This is a genomic window from Mycobacterium talmoniae, from assembly GCF_001854525.1.
In the GTDB taxonomy this organism is placed as follows: domain Bacteria; phylum Actinomycetota; class Actinomycetes; order Mycobacteriales; family Mycobacteriaceae; genus Mycobacterium; species Mycobacterium talmoniae.
This window is the reverse complement of the sequence record NZ_MLQM01000002.1, coordinates 72,277-91,658: the sequence shown is the minus strand read 5'-3', so window position 1 is coordinate 91,658 and position 19,382 is coordinate 72,277. Positions and strand designations below refer to the sequence as shown.

The 19,382-nt window shown below is 69.1% G+C and carries 17 protein-coding genes; 9 read left to right on the top strand and 8 right to left on the bottom strand.

The annotated features are described in order from the left end of the window. Positions 1-37: 37 nt before the first annotated feature. Positions 38-2,416 carry a phosphoenolpyruvate synthase gene (ppsA, locus tag BKN37_RS01000; RefSeq protein ID WP_071019825.1) on the bottom strand — a complete coding sequence of 793 codons (2,379 nt, stop codon included), beginning with the start codon at positions 2,414-2,416 and terminating at the stop codon, positions 38-40. 52 nt (positions 2,417-2,468) lie between these two features. Between ppsA and ppsR the strand changes: the two genes are divergently transcribed. Continuing rightward, positions 2,469-3,284: a posphoenolpyruvate synthetase regulatory kinase/phosphorylase PpsR gene (ppsR, locus tag BKN37_RS00995; RefSeq protein WP_071019821.1), complete on the top strand. Its 816-nt coding sequence runs from the start codon at positions 2,469-2,471 to the stop codon at positions 3,282-3,284. Here ppsR and BKN37_RS00990 read toward each other — a convergent pair. The 3 genes from BKN37_RS00990 to BKN37_RS00980 all read right to left on the bottom strand — a co-directional run bounded on the left by BKN37_RS00990 (position 3,281) and on the right by BKN37_RS00980 (position 6,834). After that, positions 3,281-4,036, bottom strand: a complete 756-nt coding sequence (locus tag BKN37_RS00990; protein ID WP_071019817.1) for a L,D-transpeptidase — start codon at positions 4,034-4,036, stop codon at positions 3,281-3,283. The two genes, ppsR and BKN37_RS00990, sit on opposite strands and share 4 nt — an antisense overlap. Before the next feature lie 117 nt (positions 4,037-4,153). Continuing rightward, entirely contained in the window at positions 4,154-4,627 is a 474-nt protein-coding gene (locus BKN37_RS00985) for a DUF2231 domain-containing protein (protein ID WP_071019814.1), read from the bottom strand. Positions 4,628-4,710: 83 nt separating this feature from the next. Continuing rightward, entirely contained in the window at positions 4,711-6,834 is a 2,124-nt protein-coding gene (locus BKN37_RS00980) for an elongation factor G-like protein EF-G2 (protein WP_071019811.1), read from the bottom strand. A gap of 233 nt (positions 6,835-7,067) precedes the next feature. Between BKN37_RS00980 and BKN37_RS00975 the strand changes: the two genes are divergently transcribed. Next, entirely contained in the window at positions 7,068-7,868 is an 801-nt protein-coding gene (locus tag BKN37_RS00975) for an SPFH domain-containing protein (protein ID WP_071019807.1), read from the top strand. 5 nt (positions 7,869-7,873) lie between these two features. Here the strand turns inward: BKN37_RS00975 and BKN37_RS00970 are convergent, their stop codons facing one another. Both BKN37_RS00970 and BKN37_RS00965 read right to left on the bottom strand, forming a co-directional pair. Next, positions 7,874-8,671, bottom strand: coding sequence for a HugZ family pyridoxamine 5'-phosphate oxidase (locus tag BKN37_RS00970; RefSeq protein ID WP_071019804.1), 798 nt, complete (start codon positions 8,669-8,671; stop codon positions 7,874-7,876). A gap of 30 nt (positions 8,672-8,701) precedes the next feature. Continuing rightward, entirely contained in the window at positions 8,702-9,112 is a 411-nt protein-coding gene (locus BKN37_RS00965; protein WP_071019801.1) for a TIGR03668 family PPOX class F420-dependent oxidoreductase, read from the bottom strand. A 142-nt stretch (positions 9,113-9,254) separates the two neighbouring features. On the opposite strand from BKN37_RS00965, the gene BKN37_RS00960 reads away from it, so the two are divergent. The 4 genes from BKN37_RS00960 to BKN37_RS00945 all read left to right on the top strand — a co-directional run bounded on the left by BKN37_RS00960 (position 9,255) and on the right by BKN37_RS00945 (position 14,225). After that, positions 9,255-10,286 (top strand): S1C family serine protease, encoded by a 1,032-nt coding sequence (locus BKN37_RS00960; RefSeq protein WP_071019798.1) that lies wholly within the window; start codon positions 9,255-9,257, stop codon positions 10,284-10,286. Between the two features lie 50 nt (positions 10,287-10,336). Beyond that, positions 10,337-12,124 (top strand): maltose alpha-D-glucosyltransferase, encoded by a 1,788-nt coding sequence (gene treS / locus BKN37_RS00955; protein WP_071019795.1) that lies wholly within the window; start codon positions 10,337-10,339, stop codon positions 12,122-12,124. Next, complete coding sequence (locus BKN37_RS00950) at positions 12,121-13,467, top strand: maltokinase N-terminal cap-like domain-containing protein (protein ID WP_071019792.1); 1,347 nt, start codon at positions 12,121-12,123, stop codon at positions 13,465-13,467. Before treS ends, BKN37_RS00950 begins: the two co-directional genes overlap by 4 nt. Positions 13,468-13,538: 71 nt before the next feature. After that, positions 13,539-14,225, top strand: a complete 687-nt coding sequence (locus tag BKN37_RS00945; RefSeq protein ID WP_071019789.1) for a YoaK family protein — start codon at positions 13,539-13,541, stop codon at positions 14,223-14,225. 72 nt (positions 14,226-14,297) lie between these two features. Here BKN37_RS00945 and ag85C read toward each other — a convergent pair whose 3' ends face one another. Beyond that, positions 14,298-15,290 carry a diacylglycerol acyltransferase/mycolyltransferase Ag85C gene (gene ag85C, locus BKN37_RS00940; RefSeq protein ID WP_071019785.1) on the bottom strand — a complete coding sequence of 331 codons (993 nt, stop codon included), beginning with the start codon at positions 15,288-15,290 and terminating at the stop codon, positions 14,298-14,300. A 220-nt stretch (positions 15,291-15,510) separates the two neighbouring features. On the opposite strand from ag85C, the gene BKN37_RS00935 reads away from it, so the two are divergent. The 3 genes from BKN37_RS00935 (at position 15,511) to BKN37_RS00925 (ending at position 18,066) form a co-directional block, all read left to right on the top strand. Then, positions 15,511-16,713, top strand: a complete 1,203-nt coding sequence (locus BKN37_RS00935) for a CoA transferase (protein WP_071019782.1) — start codon at positions 15,511-15,513, stop codon at positions 16,711-16,713. Further along, entirely contained in the window at positions 16,710-17,501 is a 792-nt protein-coding gene (locus tag BKN37_RS00930) for an acyl-CoA thioesterase domain-containing protein (RefSeq protein WP_071019779.1), read from the top strand. The genes BKN37_RS00935 and BKN37_RS00930 overlap by 4 nt, the downstream gene beginning before the upstream one ends. Positions 17,502-17,610: 109 nt before the next feature. Next, positions 17,611-18,066 carry a MaoC family dehydratase gene (locus tag BKN37_RS00925; RefSeq protein ID WP_071019776.1) on the top strand — a complete coding sequence of 152 codons (456 nt, stop codon included), beginning with the start codon at positions 17,611-17,613 and terminating at the stop codon, positions 18,064-18,066. A gap of 6 nt (positions 18,067-18,072) precedes the next feature. Here the strand turns inward: BKN37_RS00925 and BKN37_RS00920 are convergent, their stop codons facing one another. Next, positions 18,073-19,368: an acyl-CoA dehydrogenase family protein gene (locus BKN37_RS00920; protein WP_071019773.1), complete on the bottom strand. Its 1,296-nt coding sequence runs from the start codon at positions 19,366-19,368 to the stop codon at positions 18,073-18,075. Between the last annotated feature and the right edge of the window lie 14 nt (positions 19,369-19,382).

Below are 19,382 nucleotides of genomic sequence, written 5' to 3'. Positions count from 1 at the left end.
AAACCGCACACTCGCGAACGCTCCGGTACCCGGAGCCCTAGCCCGAACCCGCCCGCTTGTTCGCCAACCGCAGCCAGGTGTCCACCACCGTGTCCGGGTTCAGGGACACCGACTCGATGCCCTGGTCCATCAGCCATTCGGCCAAATCCGGGTGATCGCTGGGCCCCTGGCCACAGATGCCGACGTACTTGCCTTTCCCGCGGGCGGCGCCGATCGCCAGCGCCAGCAGCTTTTTCACCGCCGGGTCGCGTTCGTCGAACAGGTCGGCGACGATGCCGGAGTCGCGGTCCAGGCCCAAGGTGAGCTGGGTGAGGTCGTTGGAGCCGATGGAAAACCCGTCGAAGATGTCGAGGAATTCGTCGGCGAGCAGCGCGTTGGACGGCACCTCACACATCATGATGATCTTGAGGTCGTGCTCGCCGCGCCGCAGGCCGTTGTGCGCCAGCGCCTCGATCACCCGGGCCCCTTCGGCGACGGTGCGCACGAACGGGATCATCACCCAAATGTTGGTGAACCCCATGGTTTCGCGCGCCTTTTTCACCGCCGCGCACTCCAGCGCGAAGGCCTCGGCGAAACCGGGGTCGACGTAGCGGCTGGCGCCGCGATAGCCGATCATCGGGTTTTCCTCGTGCGGCTCGTACCGGCGGCCGCCGATCAGGTTGGCGTACTCGTTGGACTTGAAGTCGGACAGCCGCACGATCACCGGCTTGGGGTACACCGAGGCGGCGATCGTGGTGATCCCCTCGGTCAGGCGGTCCACGTAGAAGCTCACCGGGTCGGCGTAGCCGGCCATCCGCTCGTCGATCTTGGCCGTGGTCTCGGCATCCTGGCGGGCGTAGTCGAGCAACGCCTTGGGGTGCACGCCGATGTGGCTGGCGATGATCATCTCCAGCCGGGCAAGTCCGACGCCGGCGTTGGGCAGCATGCCGAAGTCGAACGCGCGGTCCGGATTGGCTACGTTCATCATGATTTTTAGCGGCGCCTCGGGCATCGCGCTCAGGTCGGCGGTGACCCGCTCGAACGCGAGGCTGCCCGCGTAGACCACGCCGGTATCGCCCTCCGCGCAGGACACGGTCACCTCGGCCCCGTCGGGAATGCGGGTCAACGCGTCCCCGGTGCCGACCACCGCGTGCACCCCCAACTCGCGGGCGATGATCGCGGCGTGGCAGGTGCGTCCGCCCCGGTTGGTGACGATGGCCGCCGCGCTTTTCATGATCGGTTCCCAGTCCGGGTCGGTCATGTCCGCCACCAGCACGTCGCCGTCGGCGAAGCTGTTCATCTGGTCCAGTGACCGGATGATCCGCGCCGTGCCGGCGCCGATCTTTTGCCCGATGGCGCGGCCTTCGGTCAGCACCGCGCCCTTCTCGTTGAGGTGGAAACGCTCGAGTTGGGTGGCGTGGGTGCGCGACTTCACCGTCTCCGGGCGGGCCTGCACGATGTACAGCTTGCCGGTGGGACCGTCCTTGGCCCATTCGATGTCCATGGGGCGGCCGTAGTGGCGCTCGATCACCAGCGCCTGCCGGGCCAACTCCTGCACCTCCTCGTCGGTGACGCAGAAACGACGACGCAACTCCGGTGGGGTCTCTTCGACCCGGATCCGTTCGCCCGGCCGGTCCGAATAGACCATGCGCTGCTGCTTGGCCCCCAGGCCGCGCCGCAGCACCGCGGGCTTGCCGGCCTGCAGCGTCGGCTTGAACACGTAGAACTCGTCGGGGTTCACCGCGCCTTGCACCACCATCTCGCCCAGGCCGTAGCTGCCGGTCACGAAAACCACGTCGGGGAACCCGGATTCGGTGTCCAGGGTGAACATCACGCCGGCGGCGCCGGTATCCGCGCGCACCATCAGCTGCACGCCCGCGGACAAGAACACCTCCGCGTGCTGGAATCCGTGATGCACCCGGTAGGCGATGGCGCGATCGTTGTACAGGGAGGCGAACACCTCCTTGACCTGGTGCAGCACGGCGTCGACGCCGACCACGTTGAGGAAGGTTTCCTGCTGCCCGGCGAACGAGGCGTCGGGCAGGTCTTCGGCGGTGGCCGAGGAACGCACCGCGACCGCGATGTCGGTGGCGCCGGCGTCCTCGCACAGTTTGGCGTAGGCGGCGCGGATGGCCTGCTCCAGCTCGGTCGGCAGCGGGGTGCCCACGATCCAGCTGCGGATATCCGCGCCGGCGCCGGCCAGCGCGTCGACGTCTTTCACGTCGAGACCCCGCAGCCGATCGACAATCCGGGCGGCCAGGCCGCTGCTGTCCAGATAGTGCTGGAAGGCGCTGGCCGTGGTGGCGAAACCGCCCGGCACCGAGACACCGAGCCCGGCGAGGTTGCCGATCATCTCACCCAGCGAGGCGTTCTTCCCGCCGACGCTGCCTAGATCGGTCATGCGCAACTGGTCCAGCCAAAGCACCTGGTCGTTCACGGGAATCTCCTTAGCGGGACGGGACGGGCCAGCGCGTATCCTCGGGAAACCTATGCAACGTACCGTGTTCTTCATTTCCGACTCCACGGGTATCACGGCGGAGACGATCGGCAACAGCATCCTGGCGCAGTTCGAGGGCGTGCAGTTTGAAAAGCACCGGCTGCCGTTCATCGACGACGTGCGCAAGGCCGAGTCCGCGGCGGCGCGGATCAAGACGCGCTACGAGCAGACCGGCACCCGGCCGATCGTGGTGAACACTATGGCGGATCGTTCGCTGGGGGAGATCGTCGCCGCCAGCGGGGGATTGATGCTGGATGTGTTCGCGCCGTTCCTGGGCTCGCTGGAGGACGAGTTGGGCACCAAGCATTCCGGCGCGGTGAACCGCTCGCACGGCCTGGTCGACTTCGAAAAATACGAGGCGCGGATGAACGCCACCAACTACGCCCTCGCCCACGACGACGGCATCGACGTGGACTATTCGCAGGCCGACCTGATCCTGGTGGGGGTGTCGCGCTCCGGCAAGACGCCGACCTGCCTGTACATGGCGTTGCATTACGGGGTGAGCGCGGCCAACTACCCGTTGATCGACGACGACCTGCACAAGCTGGAGCTGCCCGCGCACCTGCGTCCGTACCGGGACCGGCTGTGCGGCCTCACCATCGATGCGCAGCGGCTGGCGCAGATCCGCGAGCAGCGCCGCCCGGGCAGCCGCTACGCGGATCTGCAGCAGTGCCGCTGGGAGCTGCAGCAGGCCGACCGGCTGCTGCAGCAGGAGCGGATCCCGTGCCTGAACACCACCCATGTGTCGATCGAAGAGATCGCCAGCAAGATCTTCGACCGCTTCGGCATCGAACGGACGATGTTTTAGGCCTGCACGATGATCGGGTCGCCGATGTTCACCAGGTTGAAATACCAGGCCGCGTTGGAGGGGCTCAGGTTGATACAGCCGTGGCTGACGTTGGCGTAGCCCTGGGAATCCACCGACCAGGGCGCCGAATGCACATACACCCCGCTCCAGGTGACCCGCACGGCGTACTCCCCGTCGAGCAGGTAGCCCTCGGGGTCGTTGAGCGGAATCCCGATCGTGCGGGAATCGAACTTGATGGTCCGCTCCTTGGACAGCGCGGTGAACGACCCGATCGGCGTCGGGCGCTTGGGTTTCCCCATCGAGGCGGGCATCACCCGCAGCACCTCTTCGTTTTGGCTGACGGTGAAGGTGTGCGCGGAAATGCTGGCGACCGCGACCACCGCATCCCCGGTTTCGAAGCGGCTCGACAACCCGCTCGCCCGCACCGTCACCGTGCTGTGGGCCGGCCAAAACCGGTCCGGCACCCACTGCACGACCTCGTCGCTCACCCAGCTGAACCGCCCGGTCATGTTGCCGGGGGCGGCGATGTCGATGCTGCGTTCGGCGGCGGCGCGGTCGGCGACCGGTTTGGTGAATTGCACGATCACCGGGTGCCCCACCCCGACCACCTGGCCGGGGCCGGGCTGGATGGTGGCCGCGGTGTACCCGGCCCGCGGCGGCGCCTCGGCCGCCCGACTGACGGTGTCCGGGACCGCCAGCGTCAGCGCACACGTCGCCGCCACCACCGACAGACAGCGAACCACGCTCCGCATGGCGCCCACCCTCCCCAATGGTTGAATCATCAACAACACATTCTAATCGGACGGGCCCCGACACGACGCGACGCCGACGCCCGCACACCGGGTGTGGCAAACTTTCCGAATGGTCGCCTAGGGTGTGGCCGCGGCGGTGAAACTGCCCCAGGCCGCGCGGGCTCCCGACTCGCCGATGCGGTAGACCTGCACTAACACCGCCACCGATGCCGCGATCACCAGCACCGCGATCAGCCCCTGCACCGCCGGCGACAGCCGGTGCCCCCGCTGTTGGCGAACATGCGTCACCGCCAGCAGTACGGCCACCACCAGCAGCGCCACCGTGCAGTAGATGGTGGTGTCGCCCAGGTTCATGTGGGTGGTCAGGGTGGGGGAGGAGTCGACGTGCTCGGCGAACCAGGCCCCGGCCCGCACGGTGGGCGGCGTCAACGCGACGGTCACCGCCGCCAGCGCCACCAGCAGCCAGACCAGCCGGCGGCGCGCCGCCGGCCACAGCGCCGCGACGATCGCCAGCAGCGCGGTCAGCGGGGCCAACACGATGATGAAGTGGTTCAGCAGGATGTGCACCGGCAGGCCATGGAAGGTCGTCATCGATCACCTTTCTCTCCGGCGAGCAGACGCAGAATCGCACGCGCGAAGCGAAATTTGTGCGATTCTGCGTCTGCTCGGCGGGGTTAGGCCCGGACCCGCGCCGCGGCGGATTCCGGCATCGGGTCATACCGCACGAAGGACCGGGTGAAGGATCCGGCGCCGTGGGACAGCGAGCGCAGGTCGATCGCGTAGCGGCTGAGTTCGACCTGCGGAACCTCGGCCTTCACCAGGGTGCGCTCGTCGCCGACCTTCTCGGTGCCCAGCACCCGGGCCCGGCGACTGGACAAATCCCCCATCACCGCGCCGACCAGGTCGTCGGGCACCAGCACCGAGACCTCGTCGATCGGTTCCAGCAGCGTCACTTTCGTGGCCGCCGCGGCCTCCCGCAACGCCAGCGCCCCGGCCATCTGGAAGGCGAAATCCGACGAGTCGACACTGTGCGCCTTGCCGTCGAGCAGGGTGACCCGGATGTCGACGACCGGGTATCCGGCGTCGACGCCCTTCTCCATCTGCGCCCGCACCCCCTTTTCCACGCTGGGGATGAACTGCCGCGGCACCGCGCCGCCGACCACCTTGTCCAGGAACTCGAACCCGGTGCCCTCCGGCAGCGGTTCGACCTCGACGTCGCAGACCGCGTACTGACCGTGCCCGCCGGACTGCTTGACGTGCCGGCCGTGGCCTTTGGCGTTGCCGCCGAACGTCTCTCGCAGCGGGATCCGCAGCTCCACGGTGTCCACCGTGACGCCGTAGCGGTTGGCCAGCCCGTCGAGCACCACGCTGGAGTGGGCCTCACCCATGCACCACAGCACGGTCTGGTGGGTTTCCGGGTTCTGCTCGATGCGCAGCGTCGGGTCTTCGGCCGCCAGCCGCGCCAACCCGACCGACAGCTTGTCCTCGTCGGTTTTCGCGCGCGGCTGGACCGCGATCGGCAGCAGCGGCTCGGGCATCGTCCAGGGTCGCAGGACCAGCGGTTCGGCCTTGTCCGACAGGGTGTCCCCGGTTTCGGCGCGGCTGAGTCGCCCGATCGCGCACATGTCGCCGGCCACCACGGTGCCCGCCGGGCGCTGCTGCTTACCCAGCGGGAACGACAGGGTGCCGATCCGCTCGTCCTCGTCGTGGTCGGCGTGGCTGTTCTCCTCGCCGAAAAACGATGTGAAATGGCCCGACACGTGCACCGTCGCGTCGGGCCTGATGGTCCCGGAGAACACCCGGACCAAACTGACCCTCCCGACATAGGGATCCGAGGTCGTCTTCACCACTTCGGCCAACAGCGGCCCGTCCGGGTCGCAGCCCAGGCTGTCGTGGGCCGCGCCCTGCGGGGTGAACACCTCCGGCAGCGGATGCTCCAGCGGCGACGGGAATCCGCTGGTGGCGACCTCGAGCAGCTCGCACGTGCCGACCCCGGTGTTGGCGCACACCGGGATCACCGGGAAAAACGAGCCGCGCGCGACCGCCTTCTCCAGGTCAGCGATCAGCACCGCCTGATCGATCTGTTCACCGCCCAGGTAGCGCTCCATCAGCGACTCGTCCTCGGACTCTTCGATGACGCCCTCGATGAGGCTGCCGCGGTGTTCGTCGATCTGCTCGCGGTACGACGGGTCCGGGGCGTGTTCGGTGCGCTGCCCGCCGGCGTAGTCGTAGTGCGTCTGGGTCAGCAGCCCGATCAACCCGTCGCCGACCGGCAGATACAGCGGCAGCACCTTGCCGCCGAACGCCGCCTGCGCGGTGGCCAGGGTGTTGGGGTAGTCGGCGCGGGCGTGGTCCAGCTTGGTGATCACCACCGCGCGCGGCATCCCCACCTGATCGCATTCCTGCCACAGCGACTTGGTCGGCTCGTCGACCCCCTCGTTGGCGGCGATCACGAACAGCGCGCAGTCCGCGGCGCGCAACCCGGCGCGCAGCTCGCCGACGAAGTCGGCGTAGCCGGGGGTGTCGATCAGGTTGACCTTGATCCCGTCGTGCAGCAACGACGCCAGCGCCAACCCGACCGAGCGCTGCTGCCGGATCTCGGCGTCGTCGAAGTCGCAGACCGTGGTGCCGTCCACCACCGAGCCCAGCCGGGGCAACACCCCGGAGGCCACCAGCAGCGCATCGACCAAGGTGGTTTTACCGGCACCCGACGGGCCCACCACCACCACGTTGCGGATGCCGGCCGGACTGTCGGCGGTGGGCGCGGCTCCGGGGGAAGTAGCCGTCTTATCTGCCATGACCTGTCTCCTCGTTCCCCGGCGGCGTCCTGGTAGTCACGATTCCCTCAACCGCCGCGCAACACAAGGCCATACCGACAAAAACCGCATCCGCTGGGCGTGCCAAGCTGCGGGAATGATGTGTTGAGGCGCCCCAGGGCCGGTGCCACAATCGGAGGTATGAATTCGGGCGCCAATCGGCCCGCCGTCGCTGACGGGTACTGAGGGTGATCCCCGGGTGGACGGGAGACACCATGATCATCGTTTACGCCGTGGTCGCGGCCGTGGGTATCGCGGCGCTGTCGCTGGCGACCACCTTCCGCGTGATCAAGGAGTATGAACGCGGCGTCGTCTATCGCTTCGGGCGGGTGCAAGCCCGGGTGCGGACGCCGGGGCTGGCCTGGCTGATTCCGGTCGCCGACCGCCTGGAAAAGGTGAACATGCAGATCATCACGATGCCGGTGCCCGCGCAGGACGGCATCACCCGCGACAACGTGACGGTGCGGGTCGACGCGGTGATCTATTTCCGGGTCGCCGACCCGGTGCGGGCGGCCGTCGATGTGCAGGACTACATCTCGGCCATCGGGCAGGTCGCCCAGACGTCGCTGCGGTCGATCATCGGCAAGAGCGATCTGGACGACCTGCTGTCCAACCGGGAGGGGCTCAACCAAGGCTTGGAGGTGATGATCGACAGCCCGGCGCTGGGCTGGGGCATCCACATCGACCGGGTGGAGATCAAGGACGTGGTGCTGCCCGAATCGATGAAGAGGTCGATGTCGCGGCAAGCCGAGGCCGAACGGGAACGCCGGGCCCGGGTGATCACCGCCGACGGTGAACTGCAGGCCTCCCGCAAACTCGCGCAGGCCGCCGAGGCGATGGCCGACCATTCGGCCGCCCTGGAACTGCGACTGCTGGAGACGGTGGTCGAGGTCGCCGCGGAGAAGAACTCCACGCTGGTGCTGCCCTTCCCGGTGGAGCTGCTGCGGTTCCTGGAGCGGGCGGCGCCGGCGGGTTCGGGCGACGCGGTTCCCGCCGCCGAGCTGGCCGCGCACTGACCGAGCTACGCCGAGGCCAACCGCACCAGTTCTTTTGCCGCCCCGCGCAGCTCGGCGACCGAGCCGATCGGCTCGGGGTAGCCGACCCGGGTGTAGGCCACCCCGCGGTCGGTGACGACCCGAAGGTCCAGGCCGTAGCGGTCGGCGCCGGTGCACGTCGCCGAGCTGGTGTCCGGGTAGCCGCCCAGCGCCTGGGCCATCGCCCGCAGCGACTCGGCGTGGTCGGCGTTGAGGTGGGCGATCGCGCCCGCCGCGTGCGGCGCCACCGGATCCGGGTCGGCGGCGGTGTAGTCCTCGCCGGTCGCCGAATCCATCCGGCCGTAGCCGCCGACCCAGCGCACCCGGTGCACCCGCAGCACCCACAGCGAGAAGTCGCTGTAGTCGATGTAGTACTTGCCGGCCGGCACGTCGGCCAGGTAGGCGTCGCGGGCCGCGGCCAGCTCGTCGCCGTTGGGGTGGTGCACCACCCCGGCGAGGGTGACCCGCCCGCCCGCCAGCGGATCGGCCTGGGTGGACGGTTCGACGATGGCGAGGCTGGCCCGCGGATCTCGGGTCAGGTTGCGGCCGTGCTCGGCCATCCGGGACACACACAGCACCGGGGCGCCGTCCAGCAGCCCGAAGGTGACCAGCGACGCCCACGGGTCGCCGTGCGCGGTGAGGGTCGCCAGCGTGGCGGCGTTGGTGGAGGCCGCGATGGTGCGGGCTTCTTCGGCCGCCGACGGCCGGGTGTCGTTGACGACCGGGGCCAACGGGGGCGGCACCGACGGCGCGTCGCCGGGGTCGCCGTGATCACGGGAAGCCATGTCGGCACGATACCGGGTGCGTCGGGTCGGTTAGCCCGGCCAGCCCACCCACCGCCGCACCTCGACGGCGATGACCGGGCCGGTCAGGGCCACGGTGCGGTATTGCGGGTATTTCGCCTGCAGCAGCCGGTATCCGGTGTGCAGCTGCGCGCCGTCGTGGTGCACCACCGCGCGGCCGTCGGCGCGCACCCACCACAGCCGGGTCCAGTCGTCGGTGTAGTGATCCACCAGCAGGCTGACCCGCGGGTTGTGCTCGATATTGGCCAGCCGGCGCAGCCGGGCCGTGGTCTTGGGTTTGGCGTCGACGGCGGTGTAGACCAGGTCGTCGCGCACCGCGAACACCACCGGCACCAGGTGCGGCGCGCCGTCGGAGGTCACGGTGGCCAGCCGCGCGACCGGTGCCTGCGCGAACCGGCGGCGGAGGTCGGCGATGTCGCCCACCCGGCCAGCCTATGGGACACCACCGTTTTCGCCGCGCCAGCCGTCCCCGTCCGCGCCGGGCGCTACCGTAAAGTGCAGTCAATCGCGCGTGACGGCCACGTACGCTGCGAGGCAACGGCGAACCGATGCTGGAGGTGACGGGATGGGCGGATCTCCCCGCGGACCGTGGCGGTCTTTGCTCATGGCGGCTGCGGTCGGGCTGGGTCTGGCCACGGCGCCGGCGTACGCCGCGCCCGCCCCGGCGCCGGACCCGTCGTCGATGGTCGCCAAGGTGGGACCGACCGTCGTCGACATCAACACCCAGATGGGGTACCAAAGCGCGGTCGGGGCCGGCACCGGCATCCTGCTCGACCCCAGCGGCGTGGTGCTGACCAACAACCACGTCATCTCCGGGGCCACCAACATCACCGCGGTCGCCATCGGTAACGGCCAAACCTACGACGTCGACGTGCTCGGCTATGACCGCAGCCACGACGTCGCCGTGGTGCAGCTGCGCGGGGCGGTCGGGCTGCCCGCCGCCGATCTCGGTGACTCGTCGTCGGTGGCGGTCGGCGACCCGGTCGTCGCGATGGGCAACGCGGGCGGCCAGGGCGGCACCCCGAGCGCGGTCGCCGGCCACGTCAGCGCGCTGAATCAGACCGTGTCGGCGGCCGACGAGCTGACCGGCAGCTCGGAGACGCTCAACGGCATGATCCAGGCCGACGCCCCGATCCGGGCCGGCGATTCGGGCGGGCCGATGGTCAACGCCGCCGGCCAGGTGATCGGCATGAACACCGCCGCCTCCGACAACTACAAGATCCCGCAGCAGGGCGGTCAGGGCTTCGCGATCCCGATCAACCAGGCGCTCGCGATCGCCGGGCAGATCCGGTCCGGCGCCGCGTCGAACACGGTGCACATCGGTGACACCGCGTTCCTGGGGGTCGGCGTGGTCGACCACAACGGCGCCGGCGCGCGGGTGGAGCGGGTGCTGGCCAACACCCCGGCCGCGGACGCGGGAATCCGGATGGAGGACGTGATCACCGCGGTCGACAACGCGCCGGTCACCTCGGCGACCGCGTTGACGAACCTGCTGGACCAGCACCACCCCGGCGACACCATCGCACTGACCTGGCGGGGTCCGATGGCCGGTGTGCACACCGAGAAGGTCACGTTGGCGCCCGGCCCGGTCGGCTGATTCCCCGCCTCGACGGGTAACCGCCGCGGTTTTGCGGTAGGTGTGGAGGGGTGGGTGTAGCGAACGACGAACACGATCCGGCCGACCCCACCGCGGGCAGCCGCATCGAAGACGGGGTGGTCGAGCATCCCAGCGCCGACGACTTCGGCGACGCCACCACCCTGCCGGCCGACCGGACCTGGTTCAAACGCGCGGTGTTCTACGAGGTGCTGGTCCGCGCGTTCTACGACTCCAACGCCGACGGCATCGGCGACCTGCGCGGGCTCACCGAACGGCTGGACTACCTGCGCTGGCTGGGCGTCGACTGCCTGTGGCTGCCGCCGTTTTACGACTCGCCGCTGCGCGACGGCGGCTACGACATCCGCGACTACTACCGGGTGCTGCCGGAGTTCGGGACCGTCGAGGACTTCGTCACGCTGCTCGACGCCGCCCACCGCCGCGGCATCCGCGTCATCACCGACCTGGTGATGAACCACACCTCCGACTCGCACCCATGGTTTCAGGAATCCCGCCGCGACCCCGACGGCCCCTACGGCGACTACTACGTGTGGAGCGACACCAGCGAACGCTACGCCGACGCCCGGATCATCTTCGTCGACACCGAGGAATCCAACTGGACCTTCGACCCGGTGCGCCGCCAGTTCTATTGGCACCGGTTCTTCTCGCATCAACCCGACCTGAACTACGACAACCCGGCCGTGCAGGACGCGATGATCGACGTGCTGCGGTTCTGGCTGGACCTGGGCATCGACGGGTTCCGGCTCGACGCGGTGCCGTACCTGTTCGAGCGGGAGGGCACCAACTGCGAGAACCTGCCCGAGACGCACGCCTTCCTCAAACGCTGCCGCAAGGTGGTCGACGACGAATACCCGGGCCGGGTGCTGCTGGCCGAAGCCAACCAGTGGCCGTCCGACGTCGTCGAGTACTTCGGCGACCCGGACACCGGCGGCGACGAGTGCCACATGGCGTTCCACTTCCCGCTGATGCCCCGCATCTTCATGGCGGTGCGCCGCGAGTCGCGCTTCCCCATCTCCGAGATCCTGGCGCAGACACCGCCGATCCCGGAGATGGCGCAGTGGGGCATCTTCCTGCGCAACCACGACGAGTTGACGCTGGAGATGGTCACCGACGAGGAACGCGACTACATGTACGCCGAATACGCCAAAGACCCGCAGATGAAGGCGAACGTCGGCATCCGGCGCCGGCTGGCGCCGCTGCTGGACAAGGACCGCAACCAGATCGAGTTGTTCACCGCCCTGCTGCTGTCGCTGCCCGGGTCCCCGATCCTGTACTACGGCGACGAGATCGGCATGGGCGACATCATCTGGTTGGGGGACCGCGACGCGGTGCGCACCCCGATGCAGTGGACCCCGGACCGCAACGCCGGGTTCTCCACCGCCAACCCGGGCCGGCTGTACCTGCCGCCCATCCAGGACCCGGTGTACGGCCATCAGTCGGTCAACGTCGAAGCCCAGCGCGACACGTCGACGTCGCTGCTGAACTGGACCCGCACCATGCTGGCGGTGCGCCGCCGCCACGACGCCTTCGCCCTCGGCACGTTCCGGGAACTGGGCGGCTCCAACCCGTCGGTGCTGGCGTACGTGCGGGAGATCGACGATGACGCGGGCGGCGTTGACAGCGTGGTGCTGTGCGTCAACAACCTGTCCCGCTTCCCCCAACCGATCGAGCTGAACCTGCAGCACTGGAGCGGCTACACCCCGATCGAACTGACCGGGCACGTGGAGTTTCCGGCCATCGGGCAGCTGCCCTACCTGCTGACCCTGCCCGGACACGGCTTCTACTGGTTTCAGCTGTGCAAGTCTGAGGAGTCGCGATGACTTCCGCCGACCGTCCCGCCGGGATACCCGCCAACCTGCCCTGGGCGGATTGGCTGGTCCAACAACGCTGGTACGCCGGCCGCAACCGGGAACTGTCCGCCGCCACCCCCGGCCTGATCGTGGCGTTGCGCGACGGCCTGGATTTGGTGCTGGTGGACGTCACCTACACCGACGGGGCCGCCGACCGCTATCAGGTGGTGGTGAGCTGGGACGCCGATCTGGTCTCGGAGTACAGCGCGGTCGCCACGATCGGCACCGATCACGGCCACGTCGGCTACGACGCGCTGTATGACCCCCGCGCCTGCCGGTTTTTGCTGTCGCTGATCGACTCGGCGGCGGTGCGCGGCGACGTCAGCTTCGCCCGGGAACCCGACGCCGTGCTGCCGCTGGACGCGGCGTCCTGGGTGGCCGACGCCGAGCAGTCCAACACCAGCGTCATCTTCGAGCAAGACGCCATCCTGAAGGTGTTCCGTCGCGTGCAGCCTGGCATCAGTCCCGACGTCGAGTTGAACCGGGTGTTGGCGCGCACCGACAACCCGCATGCGGCCCGGCTGCTGGGCGCCTACCAGGCGGTGCTGCCCGGCGGGGTGCCCTGCCCGCTGGGCATGGTCAGCGCGTACGCCGCCAACTCCGCGGAAGGCTGGGCGATGGCCACCGCCAGCGTGCGCGACCTGTTCGCCGAGGCCGACCTGTACGCCCACGAGGTCGGCGGGGATTTCGCCGGCGAGTCCCAGCGACTCGGGGAGGCGGTCGCCTCGGTGCACGCGACGTTGTCCGAGGCCCTGGGCACCGCGCGGGCCACCTTCGGCGTGGACACCGTGCTGGCGCGGCTGAAGGCCACCGCCGCGACCGTCCCCGAACTGGAGCCCCACCTGGGCGCCATCGAGCAGCGGTTCGGCGCGCTGGCCGGCGCGCCGATCACCACCCAACGCGTGCACGGCGACCTGCATCTGGGCCAGGTGCTGCGCACCCCGGAAAGCTGGTTGCTGATCGACTTCGAGGGCGAACCCGGCCAGCCGTTCGAGGAGCGGCGCGCCCCGGACTCCCCGCTGCGCGACGTCGCCGGCATGCTGCGCTCCTACGAGTACGCCGCCTACGGGCAGCTGGTCGACCAGAGCGACGACAAGCAACTGGCGGCGCGGGCCCGCGAATGGGTGCAGCGCAACCGCACCGCGTTCTGTGACGGCTACGCCGCGGTGTCCGGGGTCGACCCGCGGGAGTCCGCGGACCTGCTGGCGGCCTACGAACTGGACAAAGCGGTGTACGAGGCGGGCTACGAGTCGCGGCACCGCCCGGGCTGGTTGCCGATTCCGCTGCGCTCGATCGAGCGTCTGACGGGTTAGCTGAGCGTCGCTCGCGCTGCCGGGACCCCGGAGGTCTGGCAGCATGGTGTGTCGTGATTCGTCTTCGCCAGATGTACGACAGCGAAACGAAGCTGTCCTGGGTGTTGTCCGCGCTGGCCGGGGTGCTGGGGGCCACCGCGTTTTCGCACTCCGCCGGATACTTCGTCACCTTCATGACCGGGAACGCCCAGCGGGCGGTGATGGGGTTCTTCGCCGAAGAGGAGTGGGCGACGGCCTCCCCGTGGTTGGCGGTGTCGGCCGCGCTGCTCATGGTGGCCTTTGTCGCCGGCGTGATCAGCGCGTCCCTGTGCCGGCGCTACCTGTGGCCGACCCGACCGCATGCGTCCACCGTGCTGGCCACGCTGGCGCTCGTCCTCGCGACCGTGGTGGACCTTTTCCTGGGCGGGCCCGCGCTGCCCGTGCCGTTCTTTCCGATCGTGTTGGTGACCTTCGGGGTCGGTGCGTTGAACACCACCTTCGTCAACAAAGACGGCGAAACGACGATCGGGTTGAGCTATATGACCGGGACCCTGGTGAAGATGGGGCAAGGCATCGAGCGGCACTGCAACGGCGGGAAACTCACCGACTGGCTTGGCTATTTTCTGATCCTCGCCAGCTTTATGGGCGGCGCCACCATCGGCGGCTTCATCAGCCTGTTCGCCGGTGGCACCTACATGTTGGCGATCGCCAGCGTGGTGTGCGCCGTCACCAGCGGATACACCTACCTCTACGCCGACCGCCGCGCCCTGTGGAAATAGTCTCTCGGCGAACAGACGCAAAAGCCCCCGCAAACATAATGTTTGGGGGGCCTTTGCGTCTGCTCGACGGGTTTAGGTGGCGGGCGCGGTACCCAGCAGCACCCGCTGGATGTCGGGCTTCATGGCCACCAGTTGCTGGTTCCAGTACGGCCAGGCGTGCGTCCCGTCGGCCGGGAAGTTGAACACCCCGTTGTTGCCGCCGGCGGCAATGTAGTTGTCCCGGAAGGTTTCGTTGGTGCGCAGCGTGAAGCTCTCCAGGAACTTGGCCGGCATGTCGGCCCCGCCCAGCTCGTTGGGCGTGCCGTTACCGCAGTAGATCCAGATGCGGGTGTTGTTTTGCACCAGCGTCGGGATCTGCACCATCGGGTCGTTGCGCTTCCACGCCGGGTCGCTGGACGGACCCCACATGCTGTTGGCGTTGTAACCGCCGGAGTCGTTCATCGCCATGCCGATCAGCGTCGGCCACCAGCCCTCGGACGGGTTGAGGAACCCGGACAGCGCTGCGGCGTACGGGAACTGCTGCGGGTGGTAGGTCGCCAGGATCAGCGACGAGCTGCCCGCCATCGACAGACCCACCACCGCGTTGCCGGTCGTGGAGACGCCCCGGTTGGCCTGCAGCCAGCTCGGCATCTCCTGGGTCAGGAACGTCTCCCACTTGTAGGTGTAGTTCTGGCCGTTGCCCTGCGAGGGCTGATACCAGTCGGTGTAGAAGCTGGACTGGCCGCCGACCGGCATGATCACCGACAGACCGGACTGGTAGTACTCCTCGAACGCCGGGGTGTTGATGTCCCAGCCGTTGTAGTCGTCCTGGGCGCGCAGACCGTCGAGCAGGTACACCGCGTGCGGCCCCCCGCCCTGGAACTGAACCTTGATGTCGCGACCCATCGACGGCGAGGGCACCTGCAGGTATTCGACCGGCAGACCCGGTCGGGAGAACGCGCCGGCAGTCGCTGTGCCGCCGACCACACCGACCAGGCCGGGCAGCAACGCCGCCCCGATGGCCGCCATCGTCAGCCGGCGTGGCAAACCTGCCGCGGCGCCGCGCAACTTGTCAACGAACTTCATAGCTCCTACCCATCCCAACTTTCATCTGCCGTTTGACACGGTCGAATGGCTGTTCTGGGGCAGTCAAACACGAACCGGGCGGGTTTCCGGCCCGTCGCCGCCGGGGAAACGCGTCGCGGTTAGCTAACGATTACGAGACGCCGCCGTTACCGTCGCCCGCGGGCGACGTCGGCGCCGCACGGCGGTCTGGGAGGATGCCGAGGACGGAAAGGGGAGCGCCATGACCACCAGCGCCGCGCCGCTCGCCGGCGTGCGAATCGTCGAGATCGCGAGTTTCGTCGCGGTGCCGCTGGCGGGCATGACGCTGGCCCAGCTTGGCGCCGAGGTGATCCGGGTCGACCCGATCGGCGGCGGCGCCGACTATCACCGCTGGCCGGTCGCCGACACCGGCACCAGCATCTACTGGTCGGGGCTGAACAAGGGTGTCCGGTCGGTGGCGATCGACCTGCGAGCCGACGCCGGCCAGCGCCTGGTGCAACGGCTGATCGCCGACGCCGGCGTGCTGATCACCAATGTGGTAGGGCGGCAATGGCATTCGTACGAGGCGCTGACCGGTGAGCGCGCCGACCTGATCCATGTGGAGGTCAGCGGACGCGGTGACGGGTCGACCGGGGTGGACTACACGGTCAACGCCGCGGTCGGTTTCCCGATGGTGACCGGGCCCGCCGAGCACGGTGGGCCGATCAACCACGTGCTGCCGGCCTGGGACGTGACTTGCGGGCTGTACGTCGCGCTGGGCGTCATCGCCGCGGTGCGCCGCCGCGACGACACCGGCGCCGGCGGCCGGATCACCCTGGCGCTGGAGAACGTCGCGCTGGCGACCGCCGGGGCGCTGGGGCTGCTCACCGAGCCGATGGTCAACGGCACCGAGCGGCAACGCCTCGGCAACGCCATCTACGGCCAATACGGCCAGACGTTCACCAGCGGCGACGGCGCGTCGTTCATGATCGTCACGCTCACCCCTCGGCATTTCCGCGACCTGACCGAACTCACTGGGACTGCGAAAGCCGTTGCCGCGCTGGCGGATGCGCTCGACGCGGACTTCGCCGAAGAAGGCGACCGGTACCGCTACCGGGACGCGCTGACCGGGTTGTTCACGGTGTGGTTCGCCGAGCACACCGCCGAGGAGATCACCGCGGGGCTATCGGCCACGTCGATCCTGTGGGACCGCTACCGCACCTTTTCCGAGGTGGCGGCCAGCGACCGGGTGACGGCCAACCCGCTGTTCAGTCCGCTGCATCAGCCGCGGGTCGGTGACTATCTGGCCGCCGGGTCACCGTTGGCGATCGACGGGGTGCACCCGCCGGCGGTGGCGGCGCCGGCGCTGGGCGACGACACCGCGGCGGTGCTGCGGGATCGGCTCGGGATCGGCGGCGAGGAACTGGCCCGGCTGGTCGAGCAGGGAATCGGCGCCGGCGGATGAGTCGCCTGCTGGGCTTACTCGAGGTGCGGCCCGCCGGCGGCGACGTGTGGCTCGGACCCGGCAGCGGGCCGGCCGGCAAGCGCGCGTTCGGCGGCCAGCTGGCCGGGCAGGCGCTGGCCGCGGCTGTCCGCACCGTCGCGGGGATGGCGCCGACCAACATGCACGTGCAGTTTCTGCGCGGCGGCGACGCCGGCGACGCCGTCGAATACGCGGTGGAGCGGGTGTTCGACGGGCGCACCTCGGCGTGCCGGCGGGTGGTCGCGCGGCAGGCCGGGCGGCTGCTGACCACCACCACGGTCACGTTCGCGGTGGCGCTGGACGGCCCGGAACACGGCCGGGTCGCCGCGCCGGCGCCGCCCGGCGACCTGCCGCGCACCGGACCCGCCGGGCCCGCCCCGTCGATGCCGCTCGACGAGATCGACATCCGGATCACCGACACCGGGTGCGGGGAGGCGTTTACGCGCCAATTCTGGTGGCGCACCACGGTTCCGCTGCCCGACGACCCGTTTGTGCACACCTGCGTGGCGGTGTATGTCACCGACGTGTACATGATCGACCCGGCGCTGCGGGTGCACGGCCATGCGATGGCCGACCGCAGCCACCGCAGCGGCACCACCGCCTCCTCGGTGTGGTTTCACCAACCGGTGCACAGTGATCGGTGGAATCTGCTGGAATCGTCGTCGCCGGCCGCCGCGCGGGGCCGCGGCGTGGTCAGCGGCCGGCTGATCGACACCGACGGGGCGGTGCTGGCCACCCTGGTGCAGGAGGGTCTGATCGCCGCCCGGTAGCCGACCCGCGTTTGGCGGCCACCCCGCCCGCCGAGTGTGCGGTTGTGGTACGCAGAATCGGCAGCGGCGGGCAACAAGTCCACGCTGGACGCGTCCAAAGGAGAATCACATGCGCACGTTTGGATCGGTCGCCGAACTGGCCGCGCTGCAGGGCCAAGCCATCGGCCACAGCGACTGGGTGACCATCACCCAGGAGGCGGTGAACCTGTTCGCCGACGCGACCGGGGACCACCAGTGGATCCACGTCGACCCGGAGAAGGCCGCCACCGGCCCGTTCGGGACCACGATCGCGCACGGGTACATGACGTTGTCGTTGCTGCCCCAGCTGATGCACACCATGTACCGGGTGGACGGGCTGAAGATGGCGGTGAACTACGGGCTGAACAAGGTCCGCTTCCCGTCGCCGGTGCCGGTCGGCGCCAAGGTGCGCGCCCAGGGTTCGGTCGTCAACGTCGACGAACTCGGTGACGGCGCCTACCAGGTGACCCTGTCGACGACGGTGGAGGTCGAGGGTGCCGCCAAGCCGGCGTGTGTCGCCGAGAGCGTGGTCCGCTACATGACCTGACCGCCTTCAGAACTCGGCGATCGTGTGTTCCAGCCGTTCGGCCAGCCGGGCCTGCGCGGCCGCGCGCCGGGTGGGCAGATGCGCCGACGGGAACGGTGAGGACACCGGCTGGTATTCCCGCAAGGTGCGGCGCGCCACCGTCATCTTGTGCAGCTCGGTGGCGCCGTCGGCGATGCCCAGCGACTGCGCGGCCACCATCATCTTCACGAACGGCATCTCGTTGGACACCCCCAGGGCGCCGTGCAGGTGCATGGCGCGTTGCACCACGTCGTGCAGCACCTGGGGCATGGCGACCTTCACCGCGGCGATATCGCGGCGCACCTTCTGGTAGTCGCGGTGCCGGTCGATCAGCCAGGCGGTGCGCAGCACCAGCAGCCGGAACTGTTCGATCTGAATCCAGCTGTCGGCCACCTTCTCCTGGGTCATCTGCAGATCCGACAGCGGACCAAACCGGGTCTGCCGCGACACCGCCCGCTCGCACATCATGTCGAACGCCAGCCGCGCCAACGCAATCGTGCGCATCGCGTGATGCACCCGCCCGCCGCCGAGCCGGGTCTGGGCGATCGCGAACGCCTGCCCCTCCCCGCCGAGCACGTGGTCGGCCGGCACCCGCACATCGGTGTAGCGGACATAGCCGTGACTGGCATGCTCGGCGGACTCCACCCCGACCCCGACATTGCGGACGATCTCGATGCCCGGGGTTTCGGCCGGCACGATGAACAGCGACATCTTCTCCCGGGTGCGGGCGTCCGGGTTGGTGACGGCCATGACGATGAAAAACGCGGCGTGGCGGGCGTTGGTGGAAAACCACTTCTCGCCGTTGAGCACCCAGCAGTCACCGTCCCGCTGCGCGCGGGTGACGAACAGGCCCGGATCCGAGCCGCCCTGCGGCTCGGTCATCGAATAACACGACGTGATCGCCCCGTCGAGCAGGGGTGTCAGATAGCGGGCCTTTTGCTCGTCGGTGCCGAACATTGCCAGGATCTCGGCGTTGCCCGAATCCGGTGCCTGACAGCCGAATACCGACGGCGCCCAGCGCGACCGGCCCAGGATCTCGTTGAGCAGCGCCAGCCGCACCTGTCCGTAGCCCTGCCCGCCGAGGTCGGGGGACAGGTGCGCCGCCCACAGGCCCTGCTCCTTGACCCGCTGCTGCAGCGGGCGCAGCACCGCCACGGTGTCGGGATTCGCCCGGTCGTAGGGGTCCAGCGCCACCAGGTCCAGCGGGTCGACCTCCGCGCGCATGAACTCCTCGACCCAATCCAGTTTGCGCTGATAGTCCGGCTCGGTTTCAAAGTCCCACATGGCGCCATCATGGA

Excerpts from the sequence above, each read along its gene's own strand:
- ag85C (WP_071019785.1), bottom strand. The coding sequence starts at position 15,290 with ATGAAGTTCGTTGACAAGTTGCGCGGCGCCGCGGCAGGTTTGCCACGC.
- BKN37_RS00960 (WP_071019798.1), top strand. The coding sequence starts at position 9,255 with ATGGGCGGATCTCCCCGCGGACCGTGGCGGTCTTTGCTCATGGCGGCT.
- BKN37_RS00930 (WP_071019779.1), top strand. The coding sequence starts at position 16,710 with ATGAGTCGCCTGCTGGGCTTACTCGAGGTGCGGCCCGCCGGCGGCGAC.
- BKN37_RS00990 (WP_071019817.1), bottom strand. The coding sequence starts at position 4,036 with ATGCGGAGCGTGGTTCGCTGTCTGTCGGTGGTGGCGGCGACGTGTGCG.
- BKN37_RS00945 (WP_071019789.1), top strand. The coding sequence starts at position 13,539 with ATGTACGACAGCGAAACGAAGCTGTCCTGGGTGTTGTCCGCGCTGGCC.
- BKN37_RS00935 (WP_071019782.1), top strand. The coding sequence starts at position 15,511 with ATGACCACCAGCGCCGCGCCGCTCGCCGGCGTGCGAATCGTCGAGATC.
- BKN37_RS00950 (WP_071019792.1), top strand. The coding sequence starts at position 12,121 with ATGACTTCCGCCGACCGTCCCGCCGGGATACCCGCCAACCTGCCCTGG.
- BKN37_RS00925 (WP_071019776.1), top strand. The coding sequence starts at position 17,611 with ATGCGCACGTTTGGATCGGTCGCCGAACTGGCCGCGCTGCAGGGCCAA.
- ppsR (WP_071019821.1), top strand. The coding sequence starts at position 2,469 with ATGCAACGTACCGTGTTCTTCATTTCCGACTCCACGGGTATCACGGCG.
- BKN37_RS00985 (WP_071019814.1), bottom strand. The coding sequence starts at position 4,627 with ATGACGACCTTCCATGGCCTGCCGGTGCACATCCTGCTGAACCACTTC.
- BKN37_RS00975 (WP_071019807.1), top strand. The coding sequence starts at position 7,068 with ATGATCATCGTTTACGCCGTGGTCGCGGCCGTGGGTATCGCGGCGCTG.
- BKN37_RS00970 (WP_071019804.1), bottom strand. The coding sequence starts at position 8,671 with ATGGCTTCCCGTGATCACGGCGACCCCGGCGACGCGCCGTCGGTGCCG.
- BKN37_RS00920 (WP_071019773.1), bottom strand. The coding sequence starts at position 19,368 with ATGTGGGACTTTGAAACCGAGCCGGACTATCAGCGCAAACTGGATTGG.
- BKN37_RS00980 (WP_071019811.1), bottom strand. The coding sequence starts at position 6,834 with ATGGCAGATAAGACGGCTACTTCCCCCGGAGCCGCGCCCACCGCCGAC.